Raw genomic sequence first — 26,091 nt, forward strand, 5'->3', positions numbered from 1 at the left:
GTATGGAGAAGGAAGACGCGCTGACCGAGGCGCTGCGCCTGGCGGTCGACCCGCCGGGCACGGTGTCGGTCGAAGCGCTGCGGGAACTGGCCCGGGACGACGACGCGAACGAGTGGGACATCGCCACCACGTCGGAACATCTCGGGCTGAACCCGCACACGTTGCGGTACTACGAGCGGATCGGGCTGGTCGAGGTCGCCCGCGACAGCGCCGGGCACCGGGTTTACGACGCGGCGGCGGTGCGCCGTCTCGTGTTCCTGACCCGGATGCGCGTCTCGGGCATGCCGATCAGCGACCTGCGCCGCTACGTCGAGCTGATCGAGTCCGGCGCGGACACCGTGCCCGAACGGCGCGAAATGCTCCTGGAGCACCGCGACACGCTGCGCGCGCAGATCGCCCAGCTGCAGCTTTCCCTCGCCGCCACCGAATACAAGATCGCCACTTACCAGGAAGGCCCCCTGCCGTGATCCAGCACGACGTCGACAGCCCGGAAAACCTCGCCCGCCGCAAGCACGGGCTCGACGTGCTGTCCCGCATCGACGGCCACCAGGGCGAAGCCGTCATCGATTCCCTCGCCGACATCAACCCCGCCCTCGGACACCACGTGGCCGCGTTCGCCTTCGGCGACATGTACGACCGGCCCGGCCTCGACCCGCGCAGCCGCCAGCTGGTCACCCTCGGCGTGCTGACCGCGCTCGGCGGCTGCGAACCGCAGCTCAAGGTGCACATCGGCGCGGCGCTGAACGTCGGGCTCAGCCGCGAGGAAATCACCGAGGCGCTCATGCACTCGGCGGTCTACGCGGGATTCCCGCGAGCGCTGAACGCGACCTTCGCCGCGCGCGAGGTGTTCGCCGCCCGCGACGCGGAGGAAGCCGCCTGACGTCCGCGGAGCCCGGCCCGGTTCTCGTGCCGGGCTCCGGCGATCACCAGCCGCGGTTCTTCCGCGCGTCCTCCGCCATCTTGTCCGACTTGGCTTTCGCCTCCGCGGCGGCGTCCTTGACGTCCTGTTTGCTGGGCTCGCCGACCTCGTCCAGGTACTTCTTCTTGTCCGGGTCGTTCCACTCCTTCGGGTCGTACTTCCCGTTTTCGAGGTCGTCCCAGTCCTTCTTGGTCGGTCCGATGCCCTGCTCGTTCCGGTTGCCCCATTCGGTGCGCATCTGGTTTCCGTCGAGCGGCTTGTCCGGGCGCTTCCAGTCCGGATGCGGATCCGTGTCGACGTCGACCGGCTTGCCCTTGTCGTCGAACCGGTACGGATGCCCGTCCGGAGCCTTGTTGTACTCGTCGATCGTGGGATGCCGCCCGGACGGCGAGGGCAGATCGTGGAACCGCTTGATCATGTCGTCCACGTCTTTTTCGGTGTAGTTCTTGGGGTTTTCCTTGAGGTCGGTGAAGTCGTTGAAGGACTTGTGCCACTTCTCGAATTCGTCCTTCGTGCCGCCGGGCCAGTCGAAGTCCGCGCTGTCGCCGATGTCGCGGGTGGCCCGGTTCATTTCCTTCGGATCGGTGATGCGGTCCGCCTGCTGGCCGATCGGACGCCAGTTCTTGTCGAGTTCCGGGTGGTCCTTGTGCTTGTAGCCGCCGCTCTTGTCCAGCGAATCGCTCGGCCACTTCGGATTCTCGGTCGTGATCTTGTCGTTCTTGCCGACCTTGAGCTTGCCCGCGATCCCGTCCTCGATGTTGCCGATCCGGGTCGAGACGCCGCCGATCCCGGCGTTGGTGTGCTGCGGGCCGAGCGGCAGGTTCTTGGGCTCGTTGTGCAGCTTCGGCAGTTCGTCCTCGCCGTATTTCTTGGTCAGCGCGCTTTGCTTTTCGACCGGTTGTTCGTGCACCCAGTTCTTCAGCCCGTCCCGCATTTTCTGGAACGAGATGATGTGCCGCTGCGCGACATCGCTCCCGGCCTTGTGGAACGGATCGTTCTTGTCGCCGGTCTGGTTCTTGCGCGCGTTCTTGGCGTCCGAGTTCCACGCCATCCGGTCCCAGACGTCCGGGTCCTTCTTTTTCTTCGCGCTCGACTTGCCGTCGGAGCCGCTGGAACCGTCGTCGCCGTCGTCGCGTTTGCGCTTGTTTTTGCCCTTGCCGCCGTCGGCGGCGGCGGACTTGCTGCTCCCGCCGCCGTTGCCGGCGTTGTGCTTGGCCGTGGAGTCCGCCGGCGGCGGATCCGTGGCCTTGCCTTTGCCCTTTCCGCAGCCTTCGAGGCCGAGCGGGTCGTAGGCGGCGAACGGGTCGGGGACGTAGGCGACCGGGTTCGGCCCGCCCTCCAGCCCGAGCGGGTCCTGGCTGAGGTAGCGCGCGGCGGCCGGGTCGTAGTAGCGGAAAACGTTGTAGTGCAAGCCGGATTCCGCGTCGGCGTACTGGCCGGGGAACTGCAGCGGGATGCCGCCGGGCTGCACTCGGCCCCACAGCGAACGACGCGCGGTCCAGGCGAGGCCGCCGTGCTCGTCGATCAGGTCGGTCGGCGTGCCGATGGCATCGGTGACGACGGACGCGAACCGGTCGCCGCCCGGGCCGCGTTCGAGCTGGGTGACCGGTTCGTCGCTGCCCGGCCTGCGTTCCCAGGTCGTCGTGCGGCGCACTCCGGCCGGGTCGGTGTGTTCCTGCTCGATGAGCACGAAGCCGTCCCACACGAACCGGGTCGATTCGGCGACCGAACCGTCTGCCAGCAGCCGTTCCTTGGCGATCCGGCGGCCGAGCGGGTCGTACCGGTAGCGCCACTGGGCGCCGTCCGGCGTGCGCAGGCCGGTGAGCAGATCGCCGGTCCAGGCGTACTCCCACACCCGCACTCCGCCCGGATGCACCTCGCGGTGCCGGATCCGGCGGCCGAGCGAGTCGTAGTCGGCGGACAGGCCGGGGCTGCCTGACCAGGCCGTCAGTTCGCCGGCCGGGTTGTAGCGCAGTTCTTCCCCGCCCGCCGGCGAGGACACCGTGACCACCCGTCCGGCCGGATCCCGGGTGAAGGCGGTTTTCCCGGCAACGCTGTCCTGCACCGCGGCGAGGCTGCCGTCCGCGTAGTACTCGAGACCGCGTCGCTGCACCGGCGTCGTTCCACGGGAAACCTGCTGCGCGGTGACCAGCCCGCGCGGGCCGAACGCCTGCTGCAGAGTGCTGGTCCCGTCGGTGTCGCGGGCGAGCACGCGGCCCTCGTCGTCCAGCCGGTAGCGGACGGTGTGTCCCGCCGTGGTCAGCGAAACCGGCCGGTCTTCCTCGTCGAAGGTCCACACGCTCTCCGCGCCCGACGGCGTACGGCGGCGGATGGTCTGGCCGCGCTCGTCGTAGGAGAAGCGCACCTCGACGCCGTCGATCGCCTCGCGGACGACCCGGCCGTACAGATCGCGGTCGAACTCCACCACGGAGTCCGCCGACTCGACGCGAACGACGTTGCCGACCGGGTCGTAGGCGTAGCGCACGGTGCGGTGCGGACCGCGGACCTCGATCCGGTTGCCGAGCAGGTCGTACCCGTTCTCGGTGACCGAACCGTCCGGCTCGGTCACCCGGATCGGCTGCCCGGCCGCGTCGTAGGAGTAGGTGCGGGTCCGGCCGTCGAAATCGGTCTGCGCGACCAGCCTGCCGAGCGGGTCGTAGGTGTAGGTCCAGGTGCGGTGCAGCGGATCGGTCACCGACGTCAGCCGGAGCTCGGTGTCGTAGGTGTAGCTGGTGCGCGCGCCGGACGGGTCCACGACCGCGGTGACCACGTCGAACGGGCCGTACTCCCGCCGGGTCACCCGGCCGAGCTCGTCGACGTGCTCGATCTCGTTGCCCTCGCGGTCATACCGCCACATCGCGCGCTCGCGGCGCACCCCGATCCGCGAGGCGGGTTTGCCGTCGACCGTCCAGCCCAGCTGCGTCCGTCCGCCGCCGGCCTCGGGTGCCGAACGCGGCCTGCCGAACTGGTCCAGTTCCGCGGCGGGGTCGTCGGTCTCGGGCTCGCTCGCGAAGAACTCGGGCACCTCGAGTGCGGAGCCGGGCTGGTCGTACCGGCGCTGCCAGCTCCGGCCGTTGCCGTGCACCGTGATCGCGGCCAGTTCGGTGCCGTCGTGCTCCAGTTCGGCGAGGCTGCCGTCGGGACGGGTGATGGTGAGCGGCGTGCCGTCGTCAGCGTAGGTGTACTCGGTGACCCGGCCGAGCGGGTCGACCCGGCGGAGCAGATTGCCGTAGCGATCCCATTCCGACAGCGTCACGTTGCCCAGCGGATCGGTCTCCCGGACCGGCCTGCCCTCCAGGTTGTACTCGTATTCCGAGACGTGGCCGAGCGAGTCGGTGAACCGGGTGACGCGGGCGGCGGGGTGGTACTCGAACGCGCCGTTGTAGAAGCCTTGCGCGCCCTCGGTGCGCACGCAGCGGCCCTCGGCGTCGTAGACGTAGCGGTAGCTGACGCCGTTGCGGTCTTCCCAGGTCGTGACCCTGCCGTCGGGGTCGTAGGTGTAGCGCTTCGCCGTCCCCGAGGAGTTGACGACCTCGGAAAGGCGGCCCTGGTAGTTGTAGCGATAGCCGCGCACGACGACGTCCGGAGCCGGGCCGGAGCCGATCATCCGCAGTTCGGTGATCCGGTGCCCGTCCGTGCGGAAGCCGACCTGGACCCCACTCGAATGCGTGAGCAGCGCGGGCGCGCCGGTGTCCGCATAGGACAGTTCGGTCCACGAGCCGTCGGCGTCCTCGATCGAGCGCAGTGGAAATACCTTGCCCTCGCCGGAAAACCGCATCGTGCGCTCCGGGTGCACCTGGTCGATGACGCAGCTGCCGTCGGCGTGCTGGGTCAACGGCCAGCGCGCGCCCTCGATCGGCAGCACCGGCTCGTCCCCGGCGGGCATCGGGTAGTAGAGGATGACGCCTTCCGGCCCGTAGTACCGGATGTATTCCTCGCCGAACTCCAGCCGCTGGTCCACAGTGGACGCCCACGTCGGGCCGAACCAGCGCCCCGAGCGGTAGGACGAGCGATGCGTCCGTCGCACCAGCAGGTGCGCCAGTTCGAGGTCGAAGTCCTCGATGAGCACCTCGCCGCTGGAGATGACGACCGGGTCGGTCTTGCATTCCGGCTCGGGGTCGCTCTGCTTCTTCGCGCCGGACGTTTCGGTGCCGCCCGTCGGCCCGGTGGCCGACTCGTTCCCGCCGCGGTCGGTTTTGCCCGCTTCGCCGCCGGATCCGCCGTTGCCCTCGTCTTTCACCGGCTCGCGCGGTGGCGGCTCGTGGTTCCCGCCGCCCTTGTTTTCGCCGGGGCCGTCGTGCGCGCCGGAGGTGTTGGTGGATTCGTCCTTGACCGGCGGTGGTGGTTTCTCGCCGCCGCCGCTCTTTTCGTTCGGGGTGTCTTTCGCTCCGGAGGGCTTCGTGGAGCCGCCGCCCGACTTGATGTCCTTCGGTGTGTGCGTGGCGTCCTTGCCGCCGGACTTGATGCCCTTCATCGACTTGGCGACATCGTCGAACAGGCCGCGCGCCTTGGTGAGCAGCTTGCCGAGTTCCTTGAGCGCCTTGGTGAGGTTCTTGACCAGTTCGGCGATCTGCTTGGCGGTCTTCGCCACCAGGTTGACCACCTGCGGCACCACCCAGGCCATCCCGATGCCGAGGGTGAACAGCACCTGCAGCGCCCACGAGATCAGGTGCGCCACGACCTGGGCGATGATGTCGCGCACCAGCATCCGCACCGCGCCGACGACCTCGCCCGCGGTCTTCACCCCGCTGCCCGCGCCCTCGCAGGCCTGCGCGGCGCCTTCGAGGGTCTTGGCGACCTCCTCGGCCTGTTTGCGGTAGGCGTCGGCGCTGCCGCCCTCCCACGACTCAATGTCCTTTTTGACCTGTGCGGCCAGATCCTGTGCGACGGAGCTGACCTCTTTGGAGACGTTCTTCCAGGTCTCGGAGTACGCGTGGACCTGATCCGGGTCGCCGGCCAGTTTGTCGAGCGCTTCCTTGAGCGGGCCGACATGTTCGATCAGCCAGCCGACGCCCGCGGCGAGGATCGCGCCGAACGGGTCCATCACCGCGGCGAGCGCTTCCATGCCGACCCCGACCGCGCCCATCACGGTCGCCGCCCAGTCGCCGGACTCGATGCCGTCTTTGAGGCCCTTTCCGGCCTCGAGGATCGTGATGCCGGAGATCGCCGACGTCGAATCCTTCTTTTCGGCCACCAAAGGATTCGACATGCCGGCCCTTCTCCACGCTCAACACCATCTCTTGGGCGCGCAGCCGAATTCGAACGCACGGCCCCCGGAACAGGATACCGACCGTTGCGGGGCGTTAGCCCTGGTGGTGCACGGAATTACCTCGTCGATACCCGTGCGAACACGCCAAACCCGCCGCGGGTTTCGAGGAATCCGCGGCGGGCCGGGGAAGTGGAACCGCGGACCGGTGCCGGTCGGGGGAGGGGAGTGCAACGGCACCGGTCCGCGGAGTTCTAGGTCGCGTCCGGCTGCGGGGGCCGGTGCGATGATCTTCAACCTAGCGCCGGATTACTGCGTTCGCTAGGTGTTCTGCCGGACATTTTTCGATTAATCGCGTTACGAGGCTAGGGGGTGGCCGAGGGCGGTCCGTCTCGCTCGGGGGTACGGACGAACCAGCCCTCGGCCGGGCGAGGATGCCGGCGACCTTGCCGGATGGGGCGTCCGGGACAGTCGCTCGCTCGCCAGTCGGGGTCGGGAGTGGTGTTCCGCCCGGAAGCACCACTCCCGAGGGCTTAGGCGCTGACCGGGCGCGGCTTCACCAGTGCGTGCCTGCCGGTGGTCTCCGCGGGGGACTCGGCTCGGCGGTTCTGGCCGGGGACGGTCGGGACCCCGGCGCGGCGGCGGGCAGGGCGGTGTCCGGCGGCGGACAAGGCCTGCGGGGCCAGGCCGCCGGCTACCAGGTGTTCGTGCGCCACCTGCCACACCGAGCACGGGGCCTTGCAGCGGTGCCAGCGGGTCGAGCAGGTGGGGCAGTCGCCGCGCTCGTCGGGCTCGTGGGCCTGCAGCATCGCGCGCCAGCCCTCGGCCAGCCGGGGCAGTTCCGAGCGGGCGACCGAGACCAGCGACGGGGCGTCGGCGCGTTCCGCCAGGTCGGACAGCATGTCGAGGCGCTCCCACACCGCGTTGCGGAGAACCTGGCCAAGTACCTGATCCATGGAGAAACTCACCGTCACCTTTCCGCCATAGTGGCGGCTTCGTTGAGCGCGGCCCGGAGCTGGCCGAGCTGTCCGGACGTGAGCCGGGCGGTCTCCCCAGGGGGCGACACCACCACTACCTCGTCGTCCTCGACGAACACCGTCACGGCGCGCTCACGGCTGATGAGATCGCCGCATTGCACGCGCCACACGACCTGGCCGCCCTCGAAATGCCGCACGCCCGCGGTACGCGGGTCAGCGGACACCGAGGCGGCGACGGCGGAAGCGACAGTAGGCGGCACCGGACGTGCCGTGGCGATTCCCGGTGCGGCCGGCCGAACGGACCGCACCGCGGTCCCGGCTTGTCCTCCACCGAGCGAATCCACGAACTCCACTGTCCCTCCACGCTTTGTCGTCCCGGGCGGCGCATCTTGCGGGATGCACCTGTCCCGGCAGATCTGTGTCGTCGGGTCCATCGCTCTCCGTGATCGCTGCGGGTATCCGGGCGGTGACGGAGATCTGGCAACTACAGTGAAGTGAAACCGGGTGCGAGAGAAGGTCGAAACCGCGTCATAGCGGTGACCGGACCGCGTTCCACGGTAAGCGGTCAGCGGAGTTCGGCCCTGCCGATCAACCCCGCTGTTCGCGCGTTTCACAAGGTTCTCGCGGGTGCTTAGGGTGCTGATCAGACGCCCAGGAGACGGTGAGGGGGCGCAATGGCAATGGATGCCAGTGCTGGCAATGGGTCCGGAGTCTCTCACGCAGACGCCCGGTCAGGCAGTCCGGTTCCGGCCGACGCCTGGGAACAGCCCGAGATGCGGGAGGCGCTCGCCGCCCGCGAGGTCAGCGCCGTGTACCGGCTGTTGCGCAAACACGGAGTATCGCAGCGCCAGATCGCCGCGATGACCGGCCAGTCGCAGTCCGAGGTGTCGGAGATCCTCAAGGGTCGCCAGGTCATGGCCTACGACGTGCTCACGAGAATCGCCGACGGCCTGGGTGTCCCCCGTGGATACATGGGTCTCGCCTATGACGAGACCACGGCGATACGGGTCGTCGGCGCGTCCGACGGCCGGCAGGCTGAGGAGGACGAGTCCGTGAAGCGACGGAGGTTCCTCGCGCACGCCGCCCAGGTCACGATGGGTGCGGCGGTGTTCGGTCCGGAATCCGGCACGTGGTCGGAGGCGCCCGCGCGCACTCCCGCCCCCGGGCGCATCGGGACGACCGACGTGCGCCAGGTCGAGGCGGCGACCAGAGCGTTGCGCGCGCTCGATTACCAGTACGGCGGCGGATTCTGCCGCGACGCGGTGGTCGCCCAGCTGTCCTGGGGACAGCAGATGCTCGACTCCAGCGCGGCCGATCCGGTGAAACAGCGGCTGTTCACCGCGATCGCCGACCTGCACAGCCTCGCGGGCTGGACGTCGTTCGACACCGGTCTGATGGACTCCGCCCGCGGCCATTTCGCGCAGGCGCTCGACCTGGCCAAACAGGGCGGCGACCACCATCTGGTGGCGAACGTGCTCTACCGGATGGGTCGCGTCTACCTGCACCAGGACGCCGCGAACGACGCGCTGAAACTGTTCCAGCTCGGCCAGATCGCCGCGCAGGAATCCGGTTCCGAGCTGGCCGTCGCCGTGCTCTGCGCCAACGAGGCGTGGGCCTACGCGATGATGGGCAACGAGGAACAGTCGGTGAAGCTGCTCGGCCGGTGCAAGGACGAGTTCGCGCGCGCCGACCTGGCCAAGGCCGAATCGTGGGTCAAGTTCTTCAACGAGACCGACGTCTACGCGATGACCGGCACCGTGCACACCGTGCTGGCGATGAAGAACCCGGAACACACGAAGTACGCGATCCCGGCACTGAGCCGAGCGGTCGACGCGTACACCGACGACATGGCGCGCAGCAAGGCGTTCATGCTCAGCGCGCTCGCCACGAACCACCTGCTCGAGGGCGATATCGACCACGGCGTGAAGATCGGAAGCAAGGCCATCGAATGCGCGGAAAGCATCAAATCCGCGCGGGTCAAGGACCGGATGCGGCCGCTGCAGGCGGAGGCCGAGCGGCGGAGCAACAACCCCGACGCCCGTGACCTCGCCGACCGGCTCAAGATTTTCTACGCGGCCTGAGCCGACCGGATCGCCCCTTGCCCGAAGGCAGGTTCACCCTTGCGAAACTGCGCCGGGTGCTGGTCGCCACGTGCGCTCGGCTCGGCCTCGATCCGGCGGGCGCGCGCCTGCTGCGGTTCACCAACAACGCGGTCTTCGCGCTGAACGGCGCACCGGTCGTCGTGCGGATCGTCGGCTCCACCAAACTGCGCCACCGCGTCGGCACGGTCGTGCGCGTCGCCGAGCATTTCGCCCGGTACGACGTGCCCGCGGTCCGGCTGCTTTCCGGGGTCGAGCAACCGCTTGACGTGCAAGGACATCTCGTGACGGTGTGGGAGCTGGTCCCGTTCTCCGGACCCTCGCCGACGCCGGCCGACCTGGCCGGGCTGCTGCGCCGGGTGCACGCGCTGCCCCCGCCGGACGGGCTGCCCGCGTGGGAACCGCTGCGTTCGGTCGAGGCCAGAGTCGCCGACGCGGAGGAGCTCGCCGACGACGACCAGCGGTTCCTGCTGGAGCGCTGCGCCGAGGTGCAGGACCGGCTCGACACCCTGGATTTCCCGCTGGCCAGGGGATTCGTGCACGGCGACGCGCATCCGGGGAACGTGCTGCCCGGCCCGGACGGACCGGTGCTGTGCGATTTCGATTCCTCCTGCGTCGGCCCGCCGGAATGGGATCTGACGCCGCTGGCCGTCGGCCGCGAACGGTTCGGTGACCCACCTGCCCGATATGCGGAGTTCGTGACGGCTTATGGTTTCGACGTGACCGCCTGGCCAGGGTTTTCCGTGCTCCGGGCGGTGCGGGAGCTGAAGCTGACGACGAGCGTGCTGCCGATTCTGCGCAGTCATCCGCCGGTGCGGGCCGAATTGCGCCGCCGGTTAGCGGATCTGCGTGCCGGGCGGACGGCCACCGCGTGGACGAGATACCGCTGAACGGCATTCTGCACGTGCATTCGCCGACTGCAGATGACCGTTCGCCGCTTTCCCGTCGATGGCTGATGTCGTATCGCTGCGCAGCGATAATTCGGTCCGGCGGGTCGCCCCAGTTAGCGTATTGCTAGTCCCATTGTGCAAGTTGCGGCTACCCGCCGTCACTTCGGCCGGTCAGGACACCGCGACGGGGGCCCGGGTGAGCACCACCGCGAAGCCGAAAGCCAGCCCCATCACGGTCAGTTCCAGCGTGGCCCACGACGCGAGCGCCGTCCGCTGATGCCGAACGATGCGCGGCATCAGCCGCCACCGCAAGTTGGCGGCCAGCAGCGCGATCGCGCCGGTGCACAGCAGCTTCAGCACCATCAGCTGGCCATACGGCGTGGTGAACACGCCGGCCCAGAAGCCGATCGTCGGGTTGGCCAGGATCTCCACGACGCCGTTGAACAGACCGGTCACCGCGGAGAGCAGCAGGCAGAGCGTCGCCAGCTTCGAGAACCGCGGCAGCGCGTGCGCGAGCAGCGTCCGGTTGGCGGCCAGCAGCACGATCATCGCGCCGAGCCCGCCGCACCAGGCGACCGCGCTCATCACGTGCAGCTCCATCGAGATCATCGTGTAGTCGTGATAGGCCCAGTTCGACGCGTGGCCGGTGACCGGCAACGGCAGCAGCGCGAACATGCCAAGGCCCACCCGCACTTCGGCGGGCACCTTCTCGCCCTTGCGCAACGCGACGAAGCCGAGCGCCGCGTGCAGCAGCGCGAGCACCGCGACGATCACCAGCGCCTTGCCCGCGCCGACGTCGGCGATGTAGCTGCCGATGTCGCCCGCGGTCAGCATCTTGTTGCCCGGTTTGTACTCCGCGGTCTGCAGGATCAGCGCGATCACCGCGGTCGCCGCCCAGATCAGCGCGGCGGCGACGGCGGCGGGACGGGCCCGCCGCATGACCGGTTCGGTGAGCTTCGGCCGGTCGTAGCCGACCAGCACGGACAACAGGGCCAGCCCGATCGTCGCGACCGCCGCCAGATCCAGCAGCACGCGCACGATCGGGATGGCCGCCGAGACCACCTCGCTGGGTTCCACCACGCCCGGAATGGGCGAGGACGCGGTGAGCGCGATGCCGATCAGCGCGCCCAGCAGTCCCGCGACGACCACGCAGGCGAGCGTGGCCCAGCGGACCGCGGAGGTGGTCTCGGCTCGCGTCACTGGTCCGCCTTGTCCGATCCGGGGTCGCGGCCGGTGCGCAGCGCGACGGTGAGGCCGATCGCGAGCAGGACCACCGCACCGGCGATCCACACCCAGATCGGCACCCCGCTCGACGATGACGACGAGGCCGCCGGGGCCGACTGAGCCGGTGCGCCGGCCGCCTTGGCCGCGTCGCCCTGCGCCGGGGTGCCGGTGCCCGCGGTGGTGAGGGTGAACGGGATCTCGCCGGACACCGGGTGCCCGTCGGCGGAGAGGACCCGGTAGCCGACGGTGTACTTGCCCGCCGGGCCGAGCGGCCGCAGCGGCGCGCTGAGCACGTTGTTCTCCACCGACACCGGACCCTCGGCCCACTGGCTGCCGTCCGGTCCGGTCACCGCGATCTGGTTGACGTCGGCGTTCTGCACGTACTGGTCGAACGTGAGCGTGACCTTCGCCGGGCCCTTGGCGACGGACGCGCCGTTGGCCGGGTCGGAGTTGATCAGCACGTTGTGCGCCAGCGCCGGGGTGGCCGTGCCGAGCAGGGCCACCCCGGAGATCGCCAGCGCGAGGAGCGCTTTACGCATTACTTGGTTCCTTCGGTCTTTCCGGCGGCCGGTCGACGGGAGCGCAGCACCGCGCCCGCGCCGACTCCGAGCCCGAGCGCGCCGACCACGAGGCCGGCCCCGCCGAGCCAGCGTGCCGTGCTGTCCGACGACGAAGCGGCTTCGGCGTGCTCGTCGGCGGTCGCGGTCTGCGTCTGGCCGCCGTGCTCCGCGGACTTGGCGGCGAGCTTGATCGCCGGGGCCGGGTGCTCGGGTTCCTCGCCGCTGGGCGGGGTGGGCTGGTTCCAGTCCACCACTTTGCCACCCTCATACGTCTGGATGGCCGGGAACTCCAGCTGGTCGACGTTGGACGGCAGCGGGCCGCCGCTGATCTGGAATTCCTGGAATTCGGTGGCGCCGATCTTGGTGCCCGGCTGCGCGGTCCAGACGACCTTCGTGACCGCCTCGGTGATCTTGGTGCCGGACGCGGTGGTCACCGGCTGCGGCAGCTTCGACTTGGTGACCTCGGCGGTCCAGCCGGGGATCGGCTTGGTGCGGATGTTGCCGATGCCGTAGTCCGGTTTGACGTCGATCTCGACCTTGATGGTGCCGAGCTTCGCGTCCTCGTTGGGAACGCGGAAGAAGATCGTGCCGTAGCCGCCCTTGGCAGGCTGTTCGCCGTAGACGTTGGCGGTCACGTGCGCGGACGCGATGCCGGCGCCGAGCAAACCAGTGGCGGCGACGGTCGCGGCGAGCACGCCGGCGCGACGGAAGACATGGTGGGACACAACTGCTCCTGAACAGGGAAGGGCCGGCGGAGGGCAACGCCTGCGCCGGAAAGGGGGAAGGGTGGTCGTGAGTGGCAAAGCCGGTTAGAACCGGCATCAGCACTCACGAGGCCGGCGGCCCTCTCCGTCCCCTCACCCGCCGCAACTCAACCCGCTCCACCCGCACCGCCCGCTCCGGCGCTGGCCGCACGACCCCACCCGCCGCCGCGGGCACCGGCACCGGCCGGACCAGCAGCGGCAGGATCATCCGCACCACGTTCAGCACCGCGAGCAGCATCGCGTCCGCCCGCGCCAGCACCAGCGCGGTGAGCAGCGTCGCGACGGCGTGCGCCGCGGTCATCGCCCAGCCGTCCGCCGGAGCCGACCCGCTCGGGTCGTGTCCGCCGAGCGTCGTCAGCACCAGGTGCATCACGAGCTGTCCGCCGCCGAGCACGGCGATCGTGCCGAGCGGTCCCCGCGCCCGGCCGGCGAGCGCGGTGGCGGTCCAGCCGAGCAGGCCGGTCAGCAGCAGGGTGAGCGCGGGATCCGGCAGCCCGCCGTCGGCGGCCGCGTGCGCGGTAACGGCGAGTGACGCCGAACTCAGGGCGAGCAATCCGCCACGGACAGCGGCGAGTGCGCCGCGGTGCCGGGCCGGAGTGCTCATTCGGGCAGCTTAACGGCACTCCGGTGGGTGACTGAAGCGTCTCGAATGGTGAGCACCCACGGAAAACGCACAGGTAGGCGGGTCTCGATCCGGTAAAAACCGCCCGGTCGAGCCCGGCGCTTCGGTTGCCGACCCCAGGCGGATGCGAAACGGTGGGTAATCACAACCGAGAAGTGGGGGTTTCGACCGTATCCGTTCCGGGTAGTCACCCTGCCGATTGATGGGCTACTCCGAACGGGTGACGTCCGGGGCTCGCAAGCTGGCGGGAGAACGAATACGGATGAACCTCTTCGAGTACATCTCGGACCGGTGGGGAAGGCTGCTGCTCCAGGCGTGGCTGCACACCAGCATGGTGGTGCAGTGCACGATCCTCGCCGCGATCCTTGGCGTGCTGATCGGCATCGCCGTCTATCGCAGCCCCATCGGCTCCGCCGTCGCCACGGCGCTGGCCAGCACGATCCTCACCGTCCCGTCGTTCGCCCTGCTGGGTCTGCTGATCCCGCTGTCGGGACTCGGCTCGACCACCGCGGTGATCGCGCTCGTGCTCTACGGCCTGCTGCCCATCGTCCGCAACACGATCGTCGGCCTCGACGCGGTCGACCCGGCGATCACCGACGCCGCCCGCGGCATCGGGATGAGCCGGGTCTCCGTGCTCACCCGGGTCGAACTGCGGCTGGCCTGGCCCGCGATCCTCACCGGCATGCGGGTCGCCACCCAGATGCTCATGGGCATCGCGGTGATCGCGGCGTACGCCAAGGGCCCCGGCCTCGGCGCGGAGGTCTTCTCCGGCCTCACCAACGCCGGGAGCACGAACTCCCTCAACCAGGCCCTCACCGGCACCGTCGGCGTCGTCATCCTCGCGCTGGTGCTCGACGGCATCTACGTCCTGATCAAGCGATTCACCATTTCTAGGGGTGTCCGTGGCTGAGCACACTGCGACCGAAGAAAACGTCTCCGGCGTCGAGATCGAACTCGACCACGTCACCAAGCGCTACTCCGGCACCCGGGCCCCGGCGGTCGACGACTTCTCGATGGTCGTGCCCGCGGGCAAGATCGTGGTGTTCGTCGGCCCGTCCGGCTGCGGCAAGACCACCACGATGCGGATGATCAACCGCCTGATCGAGCCCTCGTCCGGCCGTATCACCATTGGCGGCCAGGACGCGCTGAAGCTCGACGTGGACACCCTGCGCCGCCAGATCGGCTACGCGATCCAGCAGGCCGGGCTGTTCCCGCACTTCACCGTCTCGCAGAACATCGCCGTCGTGCCCGGCCTGCTCGGCTGGGACAAGAAGAAGATCACCGCGCGGGTCGAGGAGATGATGGACCTGGTCGGGCTCGACCCGGCCGATTTCCGCGACCGCTACCCGCGCCAGCTGTCCGGCGGGCAGCAGCAGCGCGTCGGCGTGGCCCGCGCGCTCGCCGCCGACCCGCCGGTGCTGCTGATGGACGAGCCGTTCGGCGCGGTCGACCCGATCACCCGCGGCAACCTGCAGGACGAACTGCTGCGGCTGCAGACCGACCTGAAGAAGACGATCGTCTTCGTCACGCACGACTTCGACGAGGCGGTCAAGCTCGGCGACCGGATCGCGGTGCTCGGCAACCAGTCGAAGATCCTGCAGTACGACACTCCGGAGTCGATCCTGGCGAACCCGGCGGACGACACCGTCGCCGGTTTCGTGGGGGCCGGCGCCTCGCTCAAGCAGCTGACCTTGCTGCGGGTGCGCGACGTCGAACTGCAGCAGGACGCGCTCACCACGACGATCGACGAATCGCCCGCCGACGTGCGGGAGAAGCTGAGCAAATCGCGCAAGCCGTTCGCGCTGGTGCTCGACCAGCGGCGACGGCCGATCCGCTGGGTGCACGTGCGCGAGCTGACCAACGCCACCTCGCTGGGTTCGGTCGGCAAGCCGCTGCGCGACATCGTGAGCCTCCAGTCGACGCTGCAGGACGCGCTCGAGGCGATGCTCGCCGAAGGCGGTTCGGTGCCGGTCACCGGCGCGCGCGGCGAGTACGCGGGCACGATCAAGCTGGACACCGTCATCGCGACCATCCAGCAGCTGCGCGACGAGCACGCCGACGACCACGTCGACGAGGACGGGGCCACGGCATGACCGCTGCCGTCGATACCGGATTCAGTACCGAGTCAGGCTCCCGCCGCGCGGAACGCGTCCGCCTGTTCGCCCAGCCCGCGGTGGTCGTGCTGATCGTCGCGGTGACGCTCATCTGGGTGTTCGCCAGCGGGCTCACCGCGACCGAAAAGGAAACGCTCAACGCGGAGTCGCTGCTCACCGCGCTGCGCGACCACCTGGCGATGACCGTCGTGGTCACCGCGATCGTGGTGCTGGTGGCGGTGCCGCTCGGCATCATCGTGACCCGGCCGTGGGCGAAGTGGCTCGCACCGATCTTCCTGGCGATCGCGAACATCGGACAGGCCGCGCCCGCGCTGGGCGTGCTGGTGCTGTGGTTCATCTTCACCGGCGCGGTCGGCGGGCTCTGGGTCGCCGCGCTGCCGCTGGCGTTCTATTCGCTGCTTCCGGTGCTGCGCAACACGATGGTCGGCATCCAGCAGGTGGACCCGTCGCTCATCGACGCCGGCCGCGGCATCGGGATGTCCGCGCAGAAGGTGCTGTGGCGGGTGGAATTCCCGCTCGCCGTCCCGCTGATCCTGGCCGGTCTGCGCACGTCGCTCGTGCTGGCGGTCGGCACCGCGACGTTCGGCATGTTCGTCAACGCGGGCGGGTTCGGCCTCCTGATCGACACCGGCTACAAGCTCAACCTCACCAAGGTGCTGATCACCGGTTCGGTGCTGGCCGTCGCGCTGGCGCTGCTGGTGGACTGGCTGGGCGCGGTCGCCGAGCAGTACTTCGGACCGAAGGGACTGCGCTGATGAACGTCCTGAAAAAGGCGGGCGCGCTGGTCAGCGCCGCCCTGCTCGCCGGGACGCTCTCGGCGTGCGGGCTCGACGTCAACACCTCGATCCCGTTCAAGATCGAACCGGGGTCGATCCGGCCGGTCCCGTCGCTCGAAGGCCAGCGGGTGGTCGTCGGGTCGAAGGACTTCACCGAGAACATCATCCTCGGCTACATGGCCGAAATGGCGCTGAGCGCGGCGGGCATGGACGTCATCGACCTCACCGACATCAAGGGGTCGAACTCGTCCCGGCAGGCGCTGCTCAACGGGCAGACCGACGTGACCTGGGAGTACACCGGCACCGGCTGGATCAACTACCAGGGCAACGAGCTGCCGGTGCCGGGCGGGGAGAAGGCGCAGTACGAGGCCACGAAGAAGGCGGACGCGGAGAAGTACGGCGTCACCTGGCTGAACTACTCGCCGCTGAATGACCAGTACGCCTTCGCCACCACCGAGGCGTACGCGGCGAAGAACAACCTCAAGTCGACCTCGGACCTGGCGAAATTCCTCACCACGCATCCGGACCAGAACCGGTTCTGCCTGGAGACGGAGTTCACCAGCCGGCAGGACGGGTTCCCGGCGGCGGTCAAGGCGTACGGGTTCAAGAACCCGAAGATCGAGAACTTCGGGATCGGCACCATTTATTCGGCGGTGGCCAACGGCACCTGCCCGATCGGCGAGGTGTTCACCACCGACGGCCGGATCTCCGGGCTGAACCTGCGCGTGCTCGAGGACGACAAGAAGGCGTTCCCGCAGTACAACGCGGCGGCGACGCTGCGGACGGAGTTCCTGGACAAGTACCCGGAGATCCGCGGTCCGCTGGAGAAGGTGGCGGCGGCGCTCGACAACAAGCAGATGGTCGAGCTGTGCAAGAAGGTCGACGTGGACGGCAAGGACGCCGGCTCCGTCGCGCACGAGTGGATGCTGCAGAAGGGCTTCATCAAGTAGGTCCACCGAGGTCCGTGAAGGACTCCTTGAGGGAATCAGATTCCCTCAAGGAGTCCTTCACGGCTTTCAGATGCCCAGGCGGTGCAGCAGCTGATCCTCAAGGCGCTCTAGTTCGCCGGTCACCGCGCGGTGCGCGGCCTTGCGCCGAGCCGCGGGCATGCGCTCGGCGGCGCGCACCGTCGCCGACAGCTGCTCCAGCGTCGACTGTGTCTCGGCAGCGAACTTCTGGTCCGCGTCGGTCGCCTTCGCCGACTTCTTCAGCTCGCCGAGCCCCTGCACGAGACCCGCGATCCGGGCGTGCAGAGCCGCGCCGCGGCCGGTGTACTCGCCGAGCTGATCGACGGCCACGCCCAGCTTGCGGGCCTGGTAGCGGTCGTACGCCTCCCGCGCCGCACCCGCCGCGCGGACCGCGTACGGCGCGAGCACCGGCAGCACCGCCGGCCCGAGCACCCTGGCCACCGCGACCGCGTTCTTCGCCTTCTTCGGGGTGATCCGGGCTTCACCCTCGTCCTGCTTGGCCTTGTCCTGCTTGGCCTTGCGCGCCATGGCCGTTACCTCCCACGCCTTCTCCGGCATGAACTTACTGGTCCCCGACGTGACGGGCATGTCGGCTCGCGCGGGGAATGTCGTACCCACGATCTATTGTGATCGCTATGGGAGACGAGGTGTTGCTCGACGCGGGAGCAGTGAGTCGTTGCCGCCGCCGGGTGCACCTGGAGCACGACCCGGCGATGCGCGACGTTCCGCTGCCGCCGCCGGATCCGACCGCGCAACAGCGCATCGACGACGCGACCGCGCACCGCGAGGAAATCCTCGAACAGCTGGTCGCGGCCTCGGGGCCGGATGCCACGTGGGCGCGGGTGCCGCGAGCCGCACCGGCGGGCGAGCGGGTGCGGCTCACCGAGCAGGCGTTCGCCGATGGCGCGCAGTACATCTGGGGCGCGCTGCTGCCCGCCGATCCGGTCGGGCACCGGCGCGGCGGCATCGACCTGCTCGTGCGGGTCGGGGAGGGATACGTGCCGGTGCTGGTCGTCCGGCATCGGATCACCGATCGCGGCCAAGGCGCGCCCACCACGGCGATGACGGAGCTGGATCCGGCCCGCCGTTCGCCGGACGAGCTGCGCAAGGTGCGCTCGCAGCCGCGGGACCAGCTGCGGCTCGCGCATCTGCGGCGCATGCTGGAGACGCGCGGGCTAGCGGCCAGCGGACGCGCGGTCGGCGGGGCGATCGGCCTCGACGCGGACGTCGTCGTGTGGCACGACCTCACCGCCGGCACCTGGCCGGGCGGCCGCAGCGCGCTGGACGAATACGACGCGCGATTCGCGGACCGGCTCGCCGTGGCGACGGCGGCCGCCACCGGCGCGGAGGCGCTGGCCGCGCCCTCGCGGGTACTGGAGTGCCGGCGGTGCCCGTTCTGGGCGACCTGCGAGGTCGTGCTCACCGAAACGCGCGACGTGAGCCTGGTGGTGCGTGGGGAGGACGCGGGCGAGCTGCGCCGCGTCGGGGTGTCCACTGTGGACAAGCTGGCCGCGCTGGACCCGGCCGCGGAGCCGCCGCCGATGAACTGGACCGGCGGCACGTTCTCCGACGCGATCATGCTGGCCAGGGCGTGGCTGGCGGATTTGACGGTGGTCCGCCGGACGCCGCGGGTCGAGGTGCCGCGCGCGGACGTCGAGGTCGACGTGGACATGGAGAGTTTCGGCGACGCCGGGGCTTATCTGTGGGGGACGCTGCTGTCCGGGGTGGACATCGGGGTGCCGCAGGGGTACCGGGCGTTCGCGACCTGGGAGCCGCTGCCAACGGTGGACGAGGCGCGGTCGTTCGCTGAGTTTTGGGCTTGGTTCACCGATGTTCGTTCGCGGACTCTCGCCGCTGGCTTGACGTTCCGGGCCTATTGCTACAACGCGCTCGCGGAGAACCGGTGGCTGTTCGGGTCGGTGGAGCGGTTCGGGGAGTACGCCGGGGTGCCGGAGAAGCGGGCTATTCAGTCCTTTGTGGACTCTGAGGAATGGGTGGATTTGTTCCGTAGCGTCACGGATCAGTTCCTGTGTTCCCGGGGGAAGGGGCTGAAGGTGATCGCGCCGGTGGCCGGGTTTGCTTGGCGGGATCCGGAGGCCGGTGGGGAAGCTTCGATGCGGTGGTATCGCGACGCGGTGGGGATGGATGGCGCGGTTCCCGATGACGAGCAGCGGGAGCGGTTGTTGCGTTATAACGAGGATGACGTGCTGGCGACTCGGGCCTTGCGGGAGTGGATGAGCGAGCGGGCTCAGGGCGAGGTGCCATACATGCTGGATATCTGAGTCCTCGGTGGGGTGCCATCGGCTTGCTCGATGCCCGTCCTCGGAACTCAAGGTTGTCCGGTTTGTTCCCGCATGACCATATTTGGAGGTCCGTGAGGGGAACACGGACGACCAAACCCCGCGCGAGCCCGGCCCGCCAAGAGCGGTGCCGCCCCTGGTCAGCCGCTTCGACCTGGGCAAGACGATCCTCAACGGCACTCGCAGCGCCGCATTAAGTCCCTGGCATGGGAATCGGATTCCCTCAAGGGGTCCTTCACGGACCGACAACTTGCCCTCGTCGGCAAGGGCTGCGTTGACCCCGTCGACACGCCCCAATCCACACCCTTAAGCCCCTGGCATGGAATCTGGGTCCGCGAAGGGGTCCTCGCGGACCGCAAAGCCGTATCTCAACCGGGTCGGGGCTGTTCCCGGCGTTCTCCTCGTTGCCGTCCGCCGCGCCGCCACATATACTCGTCCACGAGTACTCGCCTACGAGGAGGTCCGGTGTGAAGCGGCGGAAGGTGTCCAACATGCTGGGCCTCGCCGTGCTGGCCACGTTGTGCGAGCGGCCGATGCATCCGTACGAAATCGCCACCCTTCTGCGGGAACGCGGCAAAGAGGGCGATCTGAAGATCAAGTGGGGCTCGCTCTACACGGTGGTCGGCAACCTCGAAAAGCACGGTTTCATCGAGGCGGTCGAGAACGTGCGCGATGGGGCCCGGCCGGAGCGGACCGTCTATCGGATCACTGGCGCGGGGCAGGCTGAGCTGGAGGATTGGGTCGCGGAGCTGCTTGGCGTGCCGGATCGGGAGCCGACGCGGTTTCATGCTGGGCTGTCGGTGATGCTCGCGCTGGGGCCGGACGTTGTCGATCAGCAGCTGAAACACCGCGTCGGCGAGCTGGAGCGGATGATCGACGGTCGCGTGGAAGCGCTGGCGAAGACGCAGACCGAGGTGCCGCGGCTGGTGCTCGTCGAGAGCGAATATCAGCTGGCGATGTGGCGCGCGGAGGCCGAGTGGGTCCGCGGGCTGCGGGACGAAATGGCGACCGGCGCGTTGCGCGGGGTCGAGGAATGGCGGCGTTACCGGGAGACCGGGGAGCTGCCGAACATGGCTGCCCTCGTGGAGAACGAGGGCGAATAAAGAGGTCCCGGAGGAGGTGCTGGCACACCGCCGCCGGGACCGGGAACCAGTCGAACTGGAACCGCGAGTGCGGAATCCTGTCCTCAGGCTGCGATCACCAGGATACGGGTTACCCCTCTCGCGGGCACCGGTTCGGTCCATACCGAACAGGGAGAAGCACATGGGGAACACACAGGTCAAACGCCATCGCACGAAGCTGCTGCCGGAGATGGAAGGGCCGGTCGCCCGTGCGTACGCGCGTGGGCGGGGCACCGAACCGCAGCTTGTGCAGTATCGCGAATCGGCCGAAATGCTGGCCGCGGACCTGGCCGAGGGCGCTGACGTGCTCGAGGTCGCGCCGGGGCCGGGGTTCTTCGCGGTCGAACTGGCTCGCACCGGGCGGTGCACGGTGACGGGGCTGGACGTCAGCCGGACGTTTGTTCAGCTGGCCAGGGAGTATGCGGAAGAACAGGGCGTCTCGGTCGATTTTCGCCGCGGGGACGTGGCGGCGATGCCGTTCGCGGACGGGTCGTTCGACTTCCTGGTGTGCCAGGCGGCGTTCAAGAACTTCGCCGACCCGGTGGACGCGCTCGACGAGATGCACCGGGTGTTGCGGCCGGGCGGTGTCGCGCTGGTGCAGGACCTGAGCAAGAGCACGACGGACGCGCAGCTGGACGACGAGGTCGCACGGATGAATCTCGGTCCGGTGGGCACGTTCACCACCGTCCGCGCGCTGCGTGGGCTGCGGCGGCGGGCGTACACGCCGGAGCAGTTCGTCGAGACCGTCGCGGCGAGCCGGTTCCGCACCTGTGAGGTGACGCCGGACGGGATTGGGCTCGACGTGCGGATGCGCAGGGAGTGAGGGGTCGTGAGTGGCTAAGCCGGTTAGAACCGGCCTAGCCACTCACGAGCAGGTCAGCGCGGGGCCATCCGCAGCGAGCCGTCCATGCGGACGACCTCGCCGTTCAGGTAGTCGTGGTCGATCAGCGACAGGGCGAGCTGCGCGTACTCGTCCGGCCGCGCCAGCCGCTTCGGGAACGGCACCCCAGCGGCGAGGCCGGCGCGGAACTCTTCGCTGACGGTGGCGAGCATCGGAGTGTCGACGATGCCGGGGGCGATCGTCAGCACGCGGATGCCGTGCGAGGCGAGGTCGCGCGCGGCGGGCAGGGTCAGCCCGACCACGCCGCCCTTGGACGACGCGTACGCCACCTGCCCGATCTGGCCGTCGTACGCGGCGACGGACGCGGTGTTGATGATGACGCCGCGTGCGTCGTCGGCGAGCGGTTCGGTCTTCGCGATCGCCTCGGAGGCGACGGTGAGCACGTTGAAGGTGCCGATCAGGTTGATCTGGATGACCTTCGCGTACAGCCCGAGGTCGTGCCTGCCCTTCTTGGACAGGATGCGCGCGGACGGTCCGATGCCCGCGCAGTTGACCACCGTGCGCAGCGGTACGCCGGAGCCCGCCGCGGTGTCGACGGCGGCCTGCACCTGGTCCGGGTCGGTCACGTCGGCCTCGACGTAAGTGATGCCGTCGATCTGCTCGGCCTTCTCGATCGAGGGCGCGAGATCGAGGGCGAACACTCGCGCGCCCTTCGCGGCCAGTGCCTTGGCGGTCGCGCCGCCGAGACCGGACGCGCCACCTGTGACGAGCGCTGCGGTGTCGGTGATCTGCATCTTCAGCCTTCCTCCTGCTCTCCGGTGCCGCGGTGCACCTCCGCGCCCAGGTTAACGCTCGTTCGCACCTGCGCTGGAGTGTGTCGCCTCACCCGCTTCTCGTCGCGAGGAGTATTCGGCCACGACTGCTTCCGTTAGCACTGAGGTCAACTCCGGCTGTCACCTTCAGCAGCATGAGCGCAGCTCGGATCGTGGTGGTAGGGACGGGATACGTCGGATTGACCACGGGGGCTTGTCTCGCGAGCCTCGGGCACCGCGTCACCTGTGTGGACGTGGACGTGGCGAAAGTGAACCGGCTGTCGGCCGGCCGCGTGGACATCCTCGAACCAGGACTTGCCGAATTGGTCTCCCGCGGATTGGCGAACGGACGGCTGTCGTTCGTGGTCGGCGCGCGGGAAGCCGTTCGCGGCGCGGAGGGCGTGTTCCTCTGCGTGCCGACGCCGATGGGCGCGGGCGGGTCCGCGGATTTGCGCGCGGTGGAGGCGGTGACCGCCGAGATCGGCGATGTGCTGCCTCCCGGCTGCGCGCTGATCACGAAGTCGACGGTGCCGGTCGGCACCGCGAAACGGATCGCCGCGATGGTGGGACGCGACGACGTGCCGGTGGTGTCCAATCCGGAATTTCTGCGCGAAGGCACTGCGGTGCAAGACTTCCTGAACCCGGACCGGATCGTGGTCGGGTCGGATTCGCACGCCGCCGCGGCGTGGGTCGGGCAGCTGTACGGCGACCTCGCCGCCCCGATCGTGGTCGCCGACGCGGCGAGCGCGGAACTGGTCAAGTACGCGGCGAACTGCTTCCTCGCGCTCAAACTGTCCTATGTGAACTCGATCGCCGAACTGTGCGAACGGCTCGGCGCGGACATCGACCTGGTCACCGAAGGCATGGGCTACGACCGGCGGATCGGCCGCACCTTCCTCAAACCCGGCCCGGGCTGGGGCGGTTCGTGCCTGCCCAAGGACACCAGCGCGCTGGTCAAGGTCGCCGAATCGGTCGACTACGACTTCCGGATGCTGACCTCGGCGATCGACGAGAACATCGCCCAGCGCGACCGCATTGTGGCGAAGATCGCCGGCGCCTGCGGCGGAACGCTGGCCGGCGCGCGGATCGGCGTGCTGGGCTTGGCATTCAAGGCGGGCACGAACGATCTGCGCGATTCTCCAGCGCTGGCAGTGTCTTCGGTGCTCGGCGCGCTCGGCGCGGAGATCACCGCGTACGACCCGGCGGTGTCCGGCGGGATCGCCGGGATGACCGTCGTGGACGATCCATACCAGGTCGCCAAGGACGCGGATGTTGTTGTGGTGCTTACCGAATGGGCGGAGTTCCGCAATCTGGACTGGGTCGCGATCGCGGACGCGATGGAAGGCGACGACGTCGTCGACACCCGCAATCTGCTCGACCCCGGGATGATTCTCGACGCGGGGTTGTCGTGGCAGGGCGTCGGGCGCCCGCGTGCGGCCCGGCGGCGGGTGGCGATTTCCTGATTGGAGATTCGCCGCGGCTGCGCTATGCTCTGCGGCGGCATCGCGTGTCGGTCACCGGCTGGGTGAGACATGGAGGTGCTGGGATGCCTTCTGGAGGCATTGCTTCGTGTCAGTTTCTCTTGAGTTGAATCACCTTATGATCCCGTCCCGGAACAACCGGGAATCCGCCGAGTTTTTCGCGAACCTGCTGGGGTTCGAGATCGGCGAGGAATGGGGTCCGTTCGTCCCCGTCGAGACCAGCAACGGCGTGCGGCTCGACTTCGCCACGGTCCCGGACGAGGATCGCAAGCTGCAGCACTACTGTTTCCTCATCCCGGAAGACGACTTCGACGCGTTTTTCCTGCGGTTGAAGGAAACCGGGGTCGACTACCACGCCGGGCCGGGCGGTCAGGGCCCCGGCGAGATCAACTACAACCACGGCGGCCGCGGCGTGTATTTCCTTGATCCAGGCGGGAATGGGATCGAGGTCCTCACGCAGCCGTACGAGCCGGAGCGGAAACGCCCGGCCAGCTGGTAGGTCCTTTGTAGACGGACGACGGGCGGGTCACAGCGGAAGCGAGGCCCACCCGCCGCCCGCGGCCAGCAAAGCACGAACGCTTTCCGCGTGGTCGGCGAACGCCGCCAGATCGGCGTGCAGCAGCGCGGCGCGTTCGGAATCGAGCGGATTCGAGTCGTCGCGCCAGAGTTCCAGCGTCCAGTTGGCGGCCAGGATCATCGAACGCACCAGCCCCGCGACCGCGGAGCCCGGCTGGTCGTACGCGGCGAGGATTTCGTCGCAGGTGGTGAAACACCGTTCCAGGCCCCGGACGGCTTCGGCAGGTGTGCCGTCCCAGTCCGGTCCCGGCCAGGCGCACGAGCCCAGGGCGAGCCACAGCTGCCAGCCGGCGGTCAGTTCGGCTTCGTCGCGGGGCGTCCAGTGCGCGGCCATCCCTTGAGTGTGCGCCCCGACGGCCGGTTTGCCGCCGGGGCTTTGGCCGAGGTCACGTGCGTGGCTGTTCCCACAACCAGAACTCGATGCCCTGGTCATCGGCACAATCCGCCGATCGGCCGTACGGCTGGTGCTCCACCTCGCCTGCCCGGCCGCCGTGTTCGCGGACCCGGCCGAGCGCGGCCTCGAGGTCGTCGACGGCGAACATCAGCTTCCAGCCGGTCTGCAGCTCCGACCCGCCCCACAGCCCGCCGGGCAGGCCATGGCCCTCGATGCCCCACGCGGTCGGCAGGCTGCCCTTGCGGAACTGCCAGCCGAGCACCGCGCCGTAGAACGCCTTGGCCCGCGCGTCGTCGGGCACCTGGAAGGTGAAGTACCCGGCTTCGCCGTGCCGGTACGTGCGCTCCTCCGGTGTCTTCGCGCGCGGCGCGGCCAGCCCGATCATCCACCGCTGGCCGAACGGGTCCCGGATCGCGCCGTGCAGTCCGTGGCCGCGGTCCTCGACCGGCCCCAGCTGCTGCGCGCCCAGCTCCACGGCTCGCTGCACCGCGCGGCGCGGATCGGGCACCTCGACCCGCATCGTCGTGCCGCTTTCGGGGGCCACGACCAGGCCCATCTCCGGGAACTCGTCGGCCAGCATCAGCACGCTGCCGCCGATGTCCAGTTCGGCGTGCCCGACCCGGCCGTCGTCCATCACGATCGGCTCGGCCCGGCGCCGCGCCCCGAAGACCTCGACATAGAAGTCGAGCGCGGCACGCGCGTCGGTCACCGCCAGGTACGGCGTCAGTGCGCCTACTTCGGCCTGCTGGGGCGTGGTTTCGGTGGTGGACATCTCCGCTCCGTTCAGGATCAGGCGGCGGAGGTCGTCGCGCAGCTGGTCGGCGAAGGCCGGATCGGGGTCGGCCGGAGTCGAGGGCAGCGCAAGCGCGTCGAACGGTTCAGGCATCGCGTCCCTCCTTCTCCTGATAGCTGCGGCGGAACGCGGTTTTGGCCCGCGTCAGCAACGCCTCCGTCGCGTGGATGGTCCGGCCTAGGTGCGTCGCGACGTCGCGCACCGGAAGGCCGTCGACGTACCGCAAGGTGAGCACCGCCCGATGCGAGACCGACAGTGATTCGAGCACCTGCCGCGCGCGCAGGGCGTCGAGCTGTTCGTCCCAGGGATCCTCGACGTCGCATTCGGCGTCGTGCACGAGCCGCAGCCCGCGCTGTTCCCGTTCGGCGCGCCGCCAGTGGTCGGCCAGTTTGTGCCGAGCCACCCCGATCAGCCAGGGTGTGCTCACCGGCGGCGCGTGCTCCTTGCGGCACGCGGCGACCGCGCCGAGGAACGTCTCCGACGTCAGTTCCTCCGCCAGCACGCGGTCGCCGCACCTCGCGAGCAGGTAGCCATAGACCTCCGGCAGGGCCGTCTCGTAGAGGCCGAGCAGCGCGAAGGCCGGGTCTGGCTGCACCCGAGGTTCCGTCACATCTCCATCGTCGTCCGGGAGCGGGGTTTTCCGTCGGTCGAATT

25 protein-coding genes are annotated in these 26,091 nt (G+C 69.2%); 13 read left to right on the forward strand and 12 right to left on the reverse strand.

Translation table 11 applies throughout. The features are described 5' to 3' along the window. Positions 1 to 2: 2 nt before the first annotated feature. Positions 3 to 467 (forward strand): MerR family transcriptional regulator, encoded by a 465-nt coding sequence (locus tag ACFSVL_RS29460; protein WP_378308811.1) that lies wholly within the window; start codon positions 3 to 5, stop codon positions 465 to 467. After that, a complete protein-coding gene (locus tag ACFSVL_RS29465) occupies positions 464 to 880 on the forward strand; it encodes a carboxymuconolactone decarboxylase family protein (protein WP_378308812.1) in 417 nt (138 codons plus the stop codon). The genes ACFSVL_RS29460 and ACFSVL_RS29465 overlap by 4 nt, the downstream gene beginning before the upstream one ends. A 43-nt stretch (positions 881 to 923) precedes the next feature. Here ACFSVL_RS29465 and ACFSVL_RS29470 read toward each other — a convergent pair whose 3' ends face one another. From ACFSVL_RS29470 to ACFSVL_RS29480, 3 genes are all read right to left on the reverse strand, one after another. Next, positions 924 to 6,128 carry an RHS repeat-associated core domain-containing protein gene (locus ACFSVL_RS29470; protein WP_378308813.1) on the reverse strand — a complete coding sequence of 1,735 codons (5,205 nt, stop codon included), beginning with the start codon at positions 6,126 to 6,128 and terminating at the stop codon, positions 924 to 926. 530 nt (positions 6,129 to 6,658) lie between these two features. Then, on the reverse strand, positions 6,659 to 7,081 hold the full coding sequence (locus ACFSVL_RS29475; protein WP_378308814.1) for a hypothetical protein: 423 nt from the start codon (positions 7,079 to 7,081) through the stop codon (positions 6,659 to 6,661). Between the two features lie 14 nt (positions 7,082 to 7,095). Then, positions 7,096 to 7,455 (reverse strand): hypothetical protein, encoded by a 360-nt coding sequence (locus ACFSVL_RS29480; RefSeq protein WP_116205318.1) that lies wholly within the window; start codon positions 7,453 to 7,455, stop codon positions 7,096 to 7,098. Positions 7,456 to 7,875: 420 nt separating this feature from the next. On the opposite strand from ACFSVL_RS29480, the gene ACFSVL_RS29485 reads away from it, so the two are divergent. Further along, a complete protein-coding gene (locus tag ACFSVL_RS29485; protein ID WP_378308815.1) occupies positions 7,876 to 9,183 on the forward strand; it encodes a tetratricopeptide repeat protein in 1,308 nt (435 codons plus the stop codon). Between the two features lie 17 nt (positions 9,184 to 9,200). Beyond that, entirely contained in the window at positions 9,201 to 10,091 is an 891-nt protein-coding gene (locus ACFSVL_RS29490) for a phosphotransferase (protein WP_378308816.1), read from the forward strand. A gap of 171 nt (positions 10,092 to 10,262) precedes the next feature. Here ACFSVL_RS29490 and ACFSVL_RS29495 read toward each other — a convergent pair whose 3' ends face one another. The 4 genes from ACFSVL_RS29495 to ACFSVL_RS29510 form a co-directional block, all read right to left on the reverse strand. After that, complete coding sequence (locus ACFSVL_RS29495; RefSeq protein WP_378308817.1) at positions 10,263 to 11,291, reverse strand: copper resistance D family protein; 1,029 nt, start codon at positions 11,289 to 11,291, stop codon at positions 10,263 to 10,265. Then, entirely contained in the window at positions 11,288 to 11,854 is a 567-nt protein-coding gene (locus ACFSVL_RS29500; protein ID WP_378308818.1) for a copper resistance CopC family protein, read from the reverse strand. The genes ACFSVL_RS29495 and ACFSVL_RS29500 overlap by 4 nt, the downstream gene beginning before the upstream one ends. Beyond that, on the reverse strand, positions 11,854 to 12,600 hold the full coding sequence (locus tag ACFSVL_RS29505; protein WP_378308819.1) for a YcnI family copper-binding membrane protein: 747 nt from the start codon (positions 12,598 to 12,600) through the stop codon (positions 11,854 to 11,856). Before ACFSVL_RS29505 ends, ACFSVL_RS29500 begins: the two co-directional genes overlap by 1 nt. Before the next feature lie 103 nt (positions 12,601 to 12,703). Next, positions 12,704 to 13,243, reverse strand: coding sequence for a hypothetical protein (locus ACFSVL_RS29510; RefSeq protein WP_378308820.1), 540 nt, complete (start codon positions 13,241 to 13,243; stop codon positions 12,704 to 12,706). A 280-nt stretch (positions 13,244 to 13,523) separates the two neighbouring features. Here ACFSVL_RS29510 and ACFSVL_RS29515 point away from each other — a divergent pair, with 280 nt between their 5' ends. The 4 genes from ACFSVL_RS29515 to ACFSVL_RS29530 are packed head-to-tail and all read left to right on the forward strand — an operon-like array spanning position 13,524 to position 17,101. Continuing rightward, positions 13,524 to 14,171 (forward strand): ABC transporter permease, encoded by a 648-nt coding sequence (locus ACFSVL_RS29515; protein ID WP_378308965.1) that lies wholly within the window; start codon positions 13,524 to 13,526, stop codon positions 14,169 to 14,171. Beyond that, the gene (locus ACFSVL_RS29520) at positions 14,158 to 15,354 is read left to right on the forward strand and encodes an ABC transporter ATP-binding protein (RefSeq protein WP_378308821.1); all 1,197 of its coding nucleotides are present in this window, start codon (positions 14,158 to 14,160) and stop codon (positions 15,352 to 15,354) included. Before ACFSVL_RS29515 ends, ACFSVL_RS29520 begins: the two co-directional genes overlap by 14 nt. Beyond that, complete coding sequence (locus tag ACFSVL_RS29525) at positions 15,351 to 16,130, forward strand: ABC transporter permease (protein WP_344282079.1); 780 nt, start codon at positions 15,351 to 15,353, stop codon at positions 16,128 to 16,130. Before ACFSVL_RS29520 ends, ACFSVL_RS29525 begins: the two co-directional genes overlap by 4 nt. Then, entirely contained in the window at positions 16,130 to 17,101 is a 972-nt protein-coding gene (locus ACFSVL_RS29530) for a glycine betaine ABC transporter substrate-binding protein (protein ID WP_378308822.1), read from the forward strand. Before ACFSVL_RS29525 ends, ACFSVL_RS29530 begins: the two co-directional genes overlap by 1 nt. Before the next feature lie 66 nt (positions 17,102 to 17,167). On the opposite strand, the gene ACFSVL_RS29535 is transcribed toward ACFSVL_RS29530, so the two are convergent. Then, a complete protein-coding gene (locus ACFSVL_RS29535; RefSeq protein WP_378308966.1) occupies positions 17,168 to 17,647 on the reverse strand; it encodes a DUF6474 family protein in 480 nt (159 codons plus the stop codon). A gap of 107 nt (positions 17,648 to 17,754) precedes the next feature. Here ACFSVL_RS29535 and ACFSVL_RS29540 point away from each other — a divergent pair, with 107 nt between their 5' ends. The 3 genes from ACFSVL_RS29540 (at position 17,755) to ACFSVL_RS29550 (ending at position 21,363) form a co-directional block, all read left to right on the forward strand. Next, entirely contained in the window at positions 17,755 to 19,401 is a 1,647-nt protein-coding gene (locus ACFSVL_RS29540) for a TM0106 family RecB-like putative nuclease (protein ID WP_378308823.1), read from the forward strand. Positions 19,402 to 19,886: 485 nt separating this feature from the next. After that, positions 19,887 to 20,522 carry a PadR family transcriptional regulator gene (locus tag ACFSVL_RS29545; RefSeq protein ID WP_378308824.1) on the forward strand — a complete coding sequence of 212 codons (636 nt, stop codon included), beginning with the start codon at positions 19,887 to 19,889 and terminating at the stop codon, positions 20,520 to 20,522. 160 nt (positions 20,523 to 20,682) lie between these two features. Continuing rightward, the gene (locus tag ACFSVL_RS29550; RefSeq protein ID WP_378308825.1) at positions 20,683 to 21,363 is read left to right on the forward strand and encodes a class I SAM-dependent methyltransferase; all 681 of its coding nucleotides are present in this window, start codon (positions 20,683 to 20,685) and stop codon (positions 21,361 to 21,363) included. A 53-nt stretch (positions 21,364 to 21,416) separates the two neighbouring features. Here the strand turns inward: ACFSVL_RS29550 and ACFSVL_RS29555 are convergent, their stop codons facing one another. Next, entirely contained in the window at positions 21,417 to 22,175 is a 759-nt protein-coding gene (locus tag ACFSVL_RS29555; protein WP_378308826.1) for an SDR family NAD(P)-dependent oxidoreductase, read from the reverse strand. A gap of 173 nt (positions 22,176 to 22,348) precedes the next feature. Between ACFSVL_RS29555 and ACFSVL_RS29560 the strand changes: the two genes are divergently transcribed. Continuing rightward, positions 22,349 to 23,656 (forward strand): UDP-glucose dehydrogenase family protein, encoded by a 1,308-nt coding sequence (locus tag ACFSVL_RS29560; protein WP_378308827.1) that lies wholly within the window; start codon positions 22,349 to 22,351, stop codon positions 23,654 to 23,656. Between the two features lie 136 nt (positions 23,657 to 23,792). Continuing rightward, positions 23,793 to 24,173 carry a VOC family protein gene (locus tag ACFSVL_RS29565; protein WP_378308828.1) on the forward strand — a complete coding sequence of 127 codons (381 nt, stop codon included), beginning with the start codon at positions 23,793 to 23,795 and terminating at the stop codon, positions 24,171 to 24,173. A 27-nt stretch (positions 24,174 to 24,200) separates the two neighbouring features. On the opposite strand, the gene ACFSVL_RS29570 is transcribed toward ACFSVL_RS29565, so the two are convergent. From ACFSVL_RS29570 to ACFSVL_RS29580, 3 genes are read right to left on the reverse strand one after another with little or no spacing between them, the layout of a single operon-like run. Next, positions 24,201 to 24,584 (reverse strand): hypothetical protein, encoded by a 384-nt coding sequence (locus ACFSVL_RS29570; protein ID WP_378308829.1) that lies wholly within the window; start codon positions 24,582 to 24,584, stop codon positions 24,201 to 24,203. Positions 24,585 to 24,636: 52 nt separating this feature from the next. Further along, on the reverse strand, positions 24,637 to 25,530 hold the full coding sequence (locus ACFSVL_RS29575) for a VOC family protein (RefSeq protein ID WP_378308830.1): 894 nt from the start codon (positions 25,528 to 25,530) through the stop codon (positions 24,637 to 24,639). Continuing rightward, entirely contained in the window at positions 25,523 to 26,047 is a 525-nt protein-coding gene (locus ACFSVL_RS29580; RefSeq protein ID WP_378308831.1) for an RNA polymerase sigma factor, read from the reverse strand. Before ACFSVL_RS29580 ends, ACFSVL_RS29575 begins: the two co-directional genes overlap by 8 nt. Between the last annotated feature and the right edge of the window lie 44 nt (positions 26,048 to 26,091).

Origin of the sequence: Amycolatopsis silviterrae, from assembly GCF_042684085.1 — a bacterium.
Classification (GTDB): Bacteria; Actinomycetota; Actinomycetes; order Mycobacteriales; family Pseudonocardiaceae; genus Amycolatopsis; species Amycolatopsis silviterrae.

What these genes read in the sequence shown, in the direction of transcription:
- ACFSVL_RS29540 (WP_378308823.1), top strand. Translation starts at nt 17,755, where the DNA reads ATGGGAGACGAGGTGTTGCTCGACGCGGGAGCAGTGAGTCGTTGCCGC.
- ACFSVL_RS29460 (WP_378308811.1), top strand. Translation starts at nt 3, where the DNA reads ATGGAGAAGGAAGACGCGCTGACCGAGGCGCTGCGCCTGGCGGTCGAC.
- ACFSVL_RS29500 (WP_378308818.1), bottom strand. Translation starts at nt 11,854, where the DNA reads ATGCGTAAAGCGCTCCTCGCGCTGGCGATCTCCGGGGTGGCCCTGCTC.
- ACFSVL_RS29575 (WP_378308830.1), bottom strand. Translation starts at nt 25,530, where the DNA reads ATGCCTGAACCGTTCGACGCGCTTGCGCTGCCCTCGACTCCGGCCGAC.
- ACFSVL_RS29470 (WP_378308813.1), bottom strand. Translation starts at nt 6,128, where the DNA reads ATGTCGAATCCTTTGGTGGCCGAAAAGAAGGATTCGACGTCGGCGATC.
- ACFSVL_RS29485 (WP_378308815.1), top strand. Translation starts at nt 7,876, where the DNA reads ATGCGGGAGGCGCTCGCCGCCCGCGAGGTCAGCGCCGTGTACCGGCTG.
- ACFSVL_RS29555 (WP_378308826.1), bottom strand. Translation starts at nt 22,175, where the DNA reads ATGCAGATCACCGACACCGCAGCGCTCGTCACAGGTGGCGCGTCCGGT.
- ACFSVL_RS29510 (WP_378308820.1), bottom strand. Translation starts at nt 13,243, where the DNA reads ATGAGCACTCCGGCCCGGCACCGCGGCGCACTCGCCGCTGTCCGTGGC.
- ACFSVL_RS29535 (WP_378308966.1), bottom strand. Translation starts at nt 17,647, where the DNA reads ATGGCGCGCAAGGCCAAGCAGGACAAGGCCAAGCAGGACGAGGGTGAA.
- ACFSVL_RS29530 (WP_378308822.1), top strand. Translation starts at nt 16,130, where the DNA reads ATGAACGTCCTGAAAAAGGCGGGCGCGCTGGTCAGCGCCGCCCTGCTC.
- ACFSVL_RS29565 (WP_378308828.1), top strand. Translation starts at nt 23,793, where the DNA reads ATGATCCCGTCCCGGAACAACCGGGAATCCGCCGAGTTTTTCGCGAAC.
- ACFSVL_RS29525 (WP_344282079.1), top strand. Translation starts at nt 15,351, where the DNA reads ATGACCGCTGCCGTCGATACCGGATTCAGTACCGAGTCAGGCTCCCGC.
- ACFSVL_RS29550 (WP_378308825.1), top strand. Translation starts at nt 20,683, where the DNA reads ATGGGGAACACACAGGTCAAACGCCATCGCACGAAGCTGCTGCCGGAG.
- ACFSVL_RS29515 (WP_378308965.1), top strand. Translation starts at nt 13,524, where the DNA reads ATGAACCTCTTCGAGTACATCTCGGACCGGTGGGGAAGGCTGCTGCTC.
- ACFSVL_RS29570 (WP_378308829.1), bottom strand. Translation starts at nt 24,584, where the DNA reads ATGGCCGCGCACTGGACGCCCCGCGACGAAGCCGAACTGACCGCCGGC.
- ACFSVL_RS29475 (WP_378308814.1), bottom strand. Translation starts at nt 7,081, where the DNA reads ATGGATCAGGTACTTGGCCAGGTTCTCCGCAACGCGGTGTGGGAGCGC.
- ACFSVL_RS29560 (WP_378308827.1), top strand. Translation starts at nt 22,349, where the DNA reads ATGAGCGCAGCTCGGATCGTGGTGGTAGGGACGGGATACGTCGGATTG.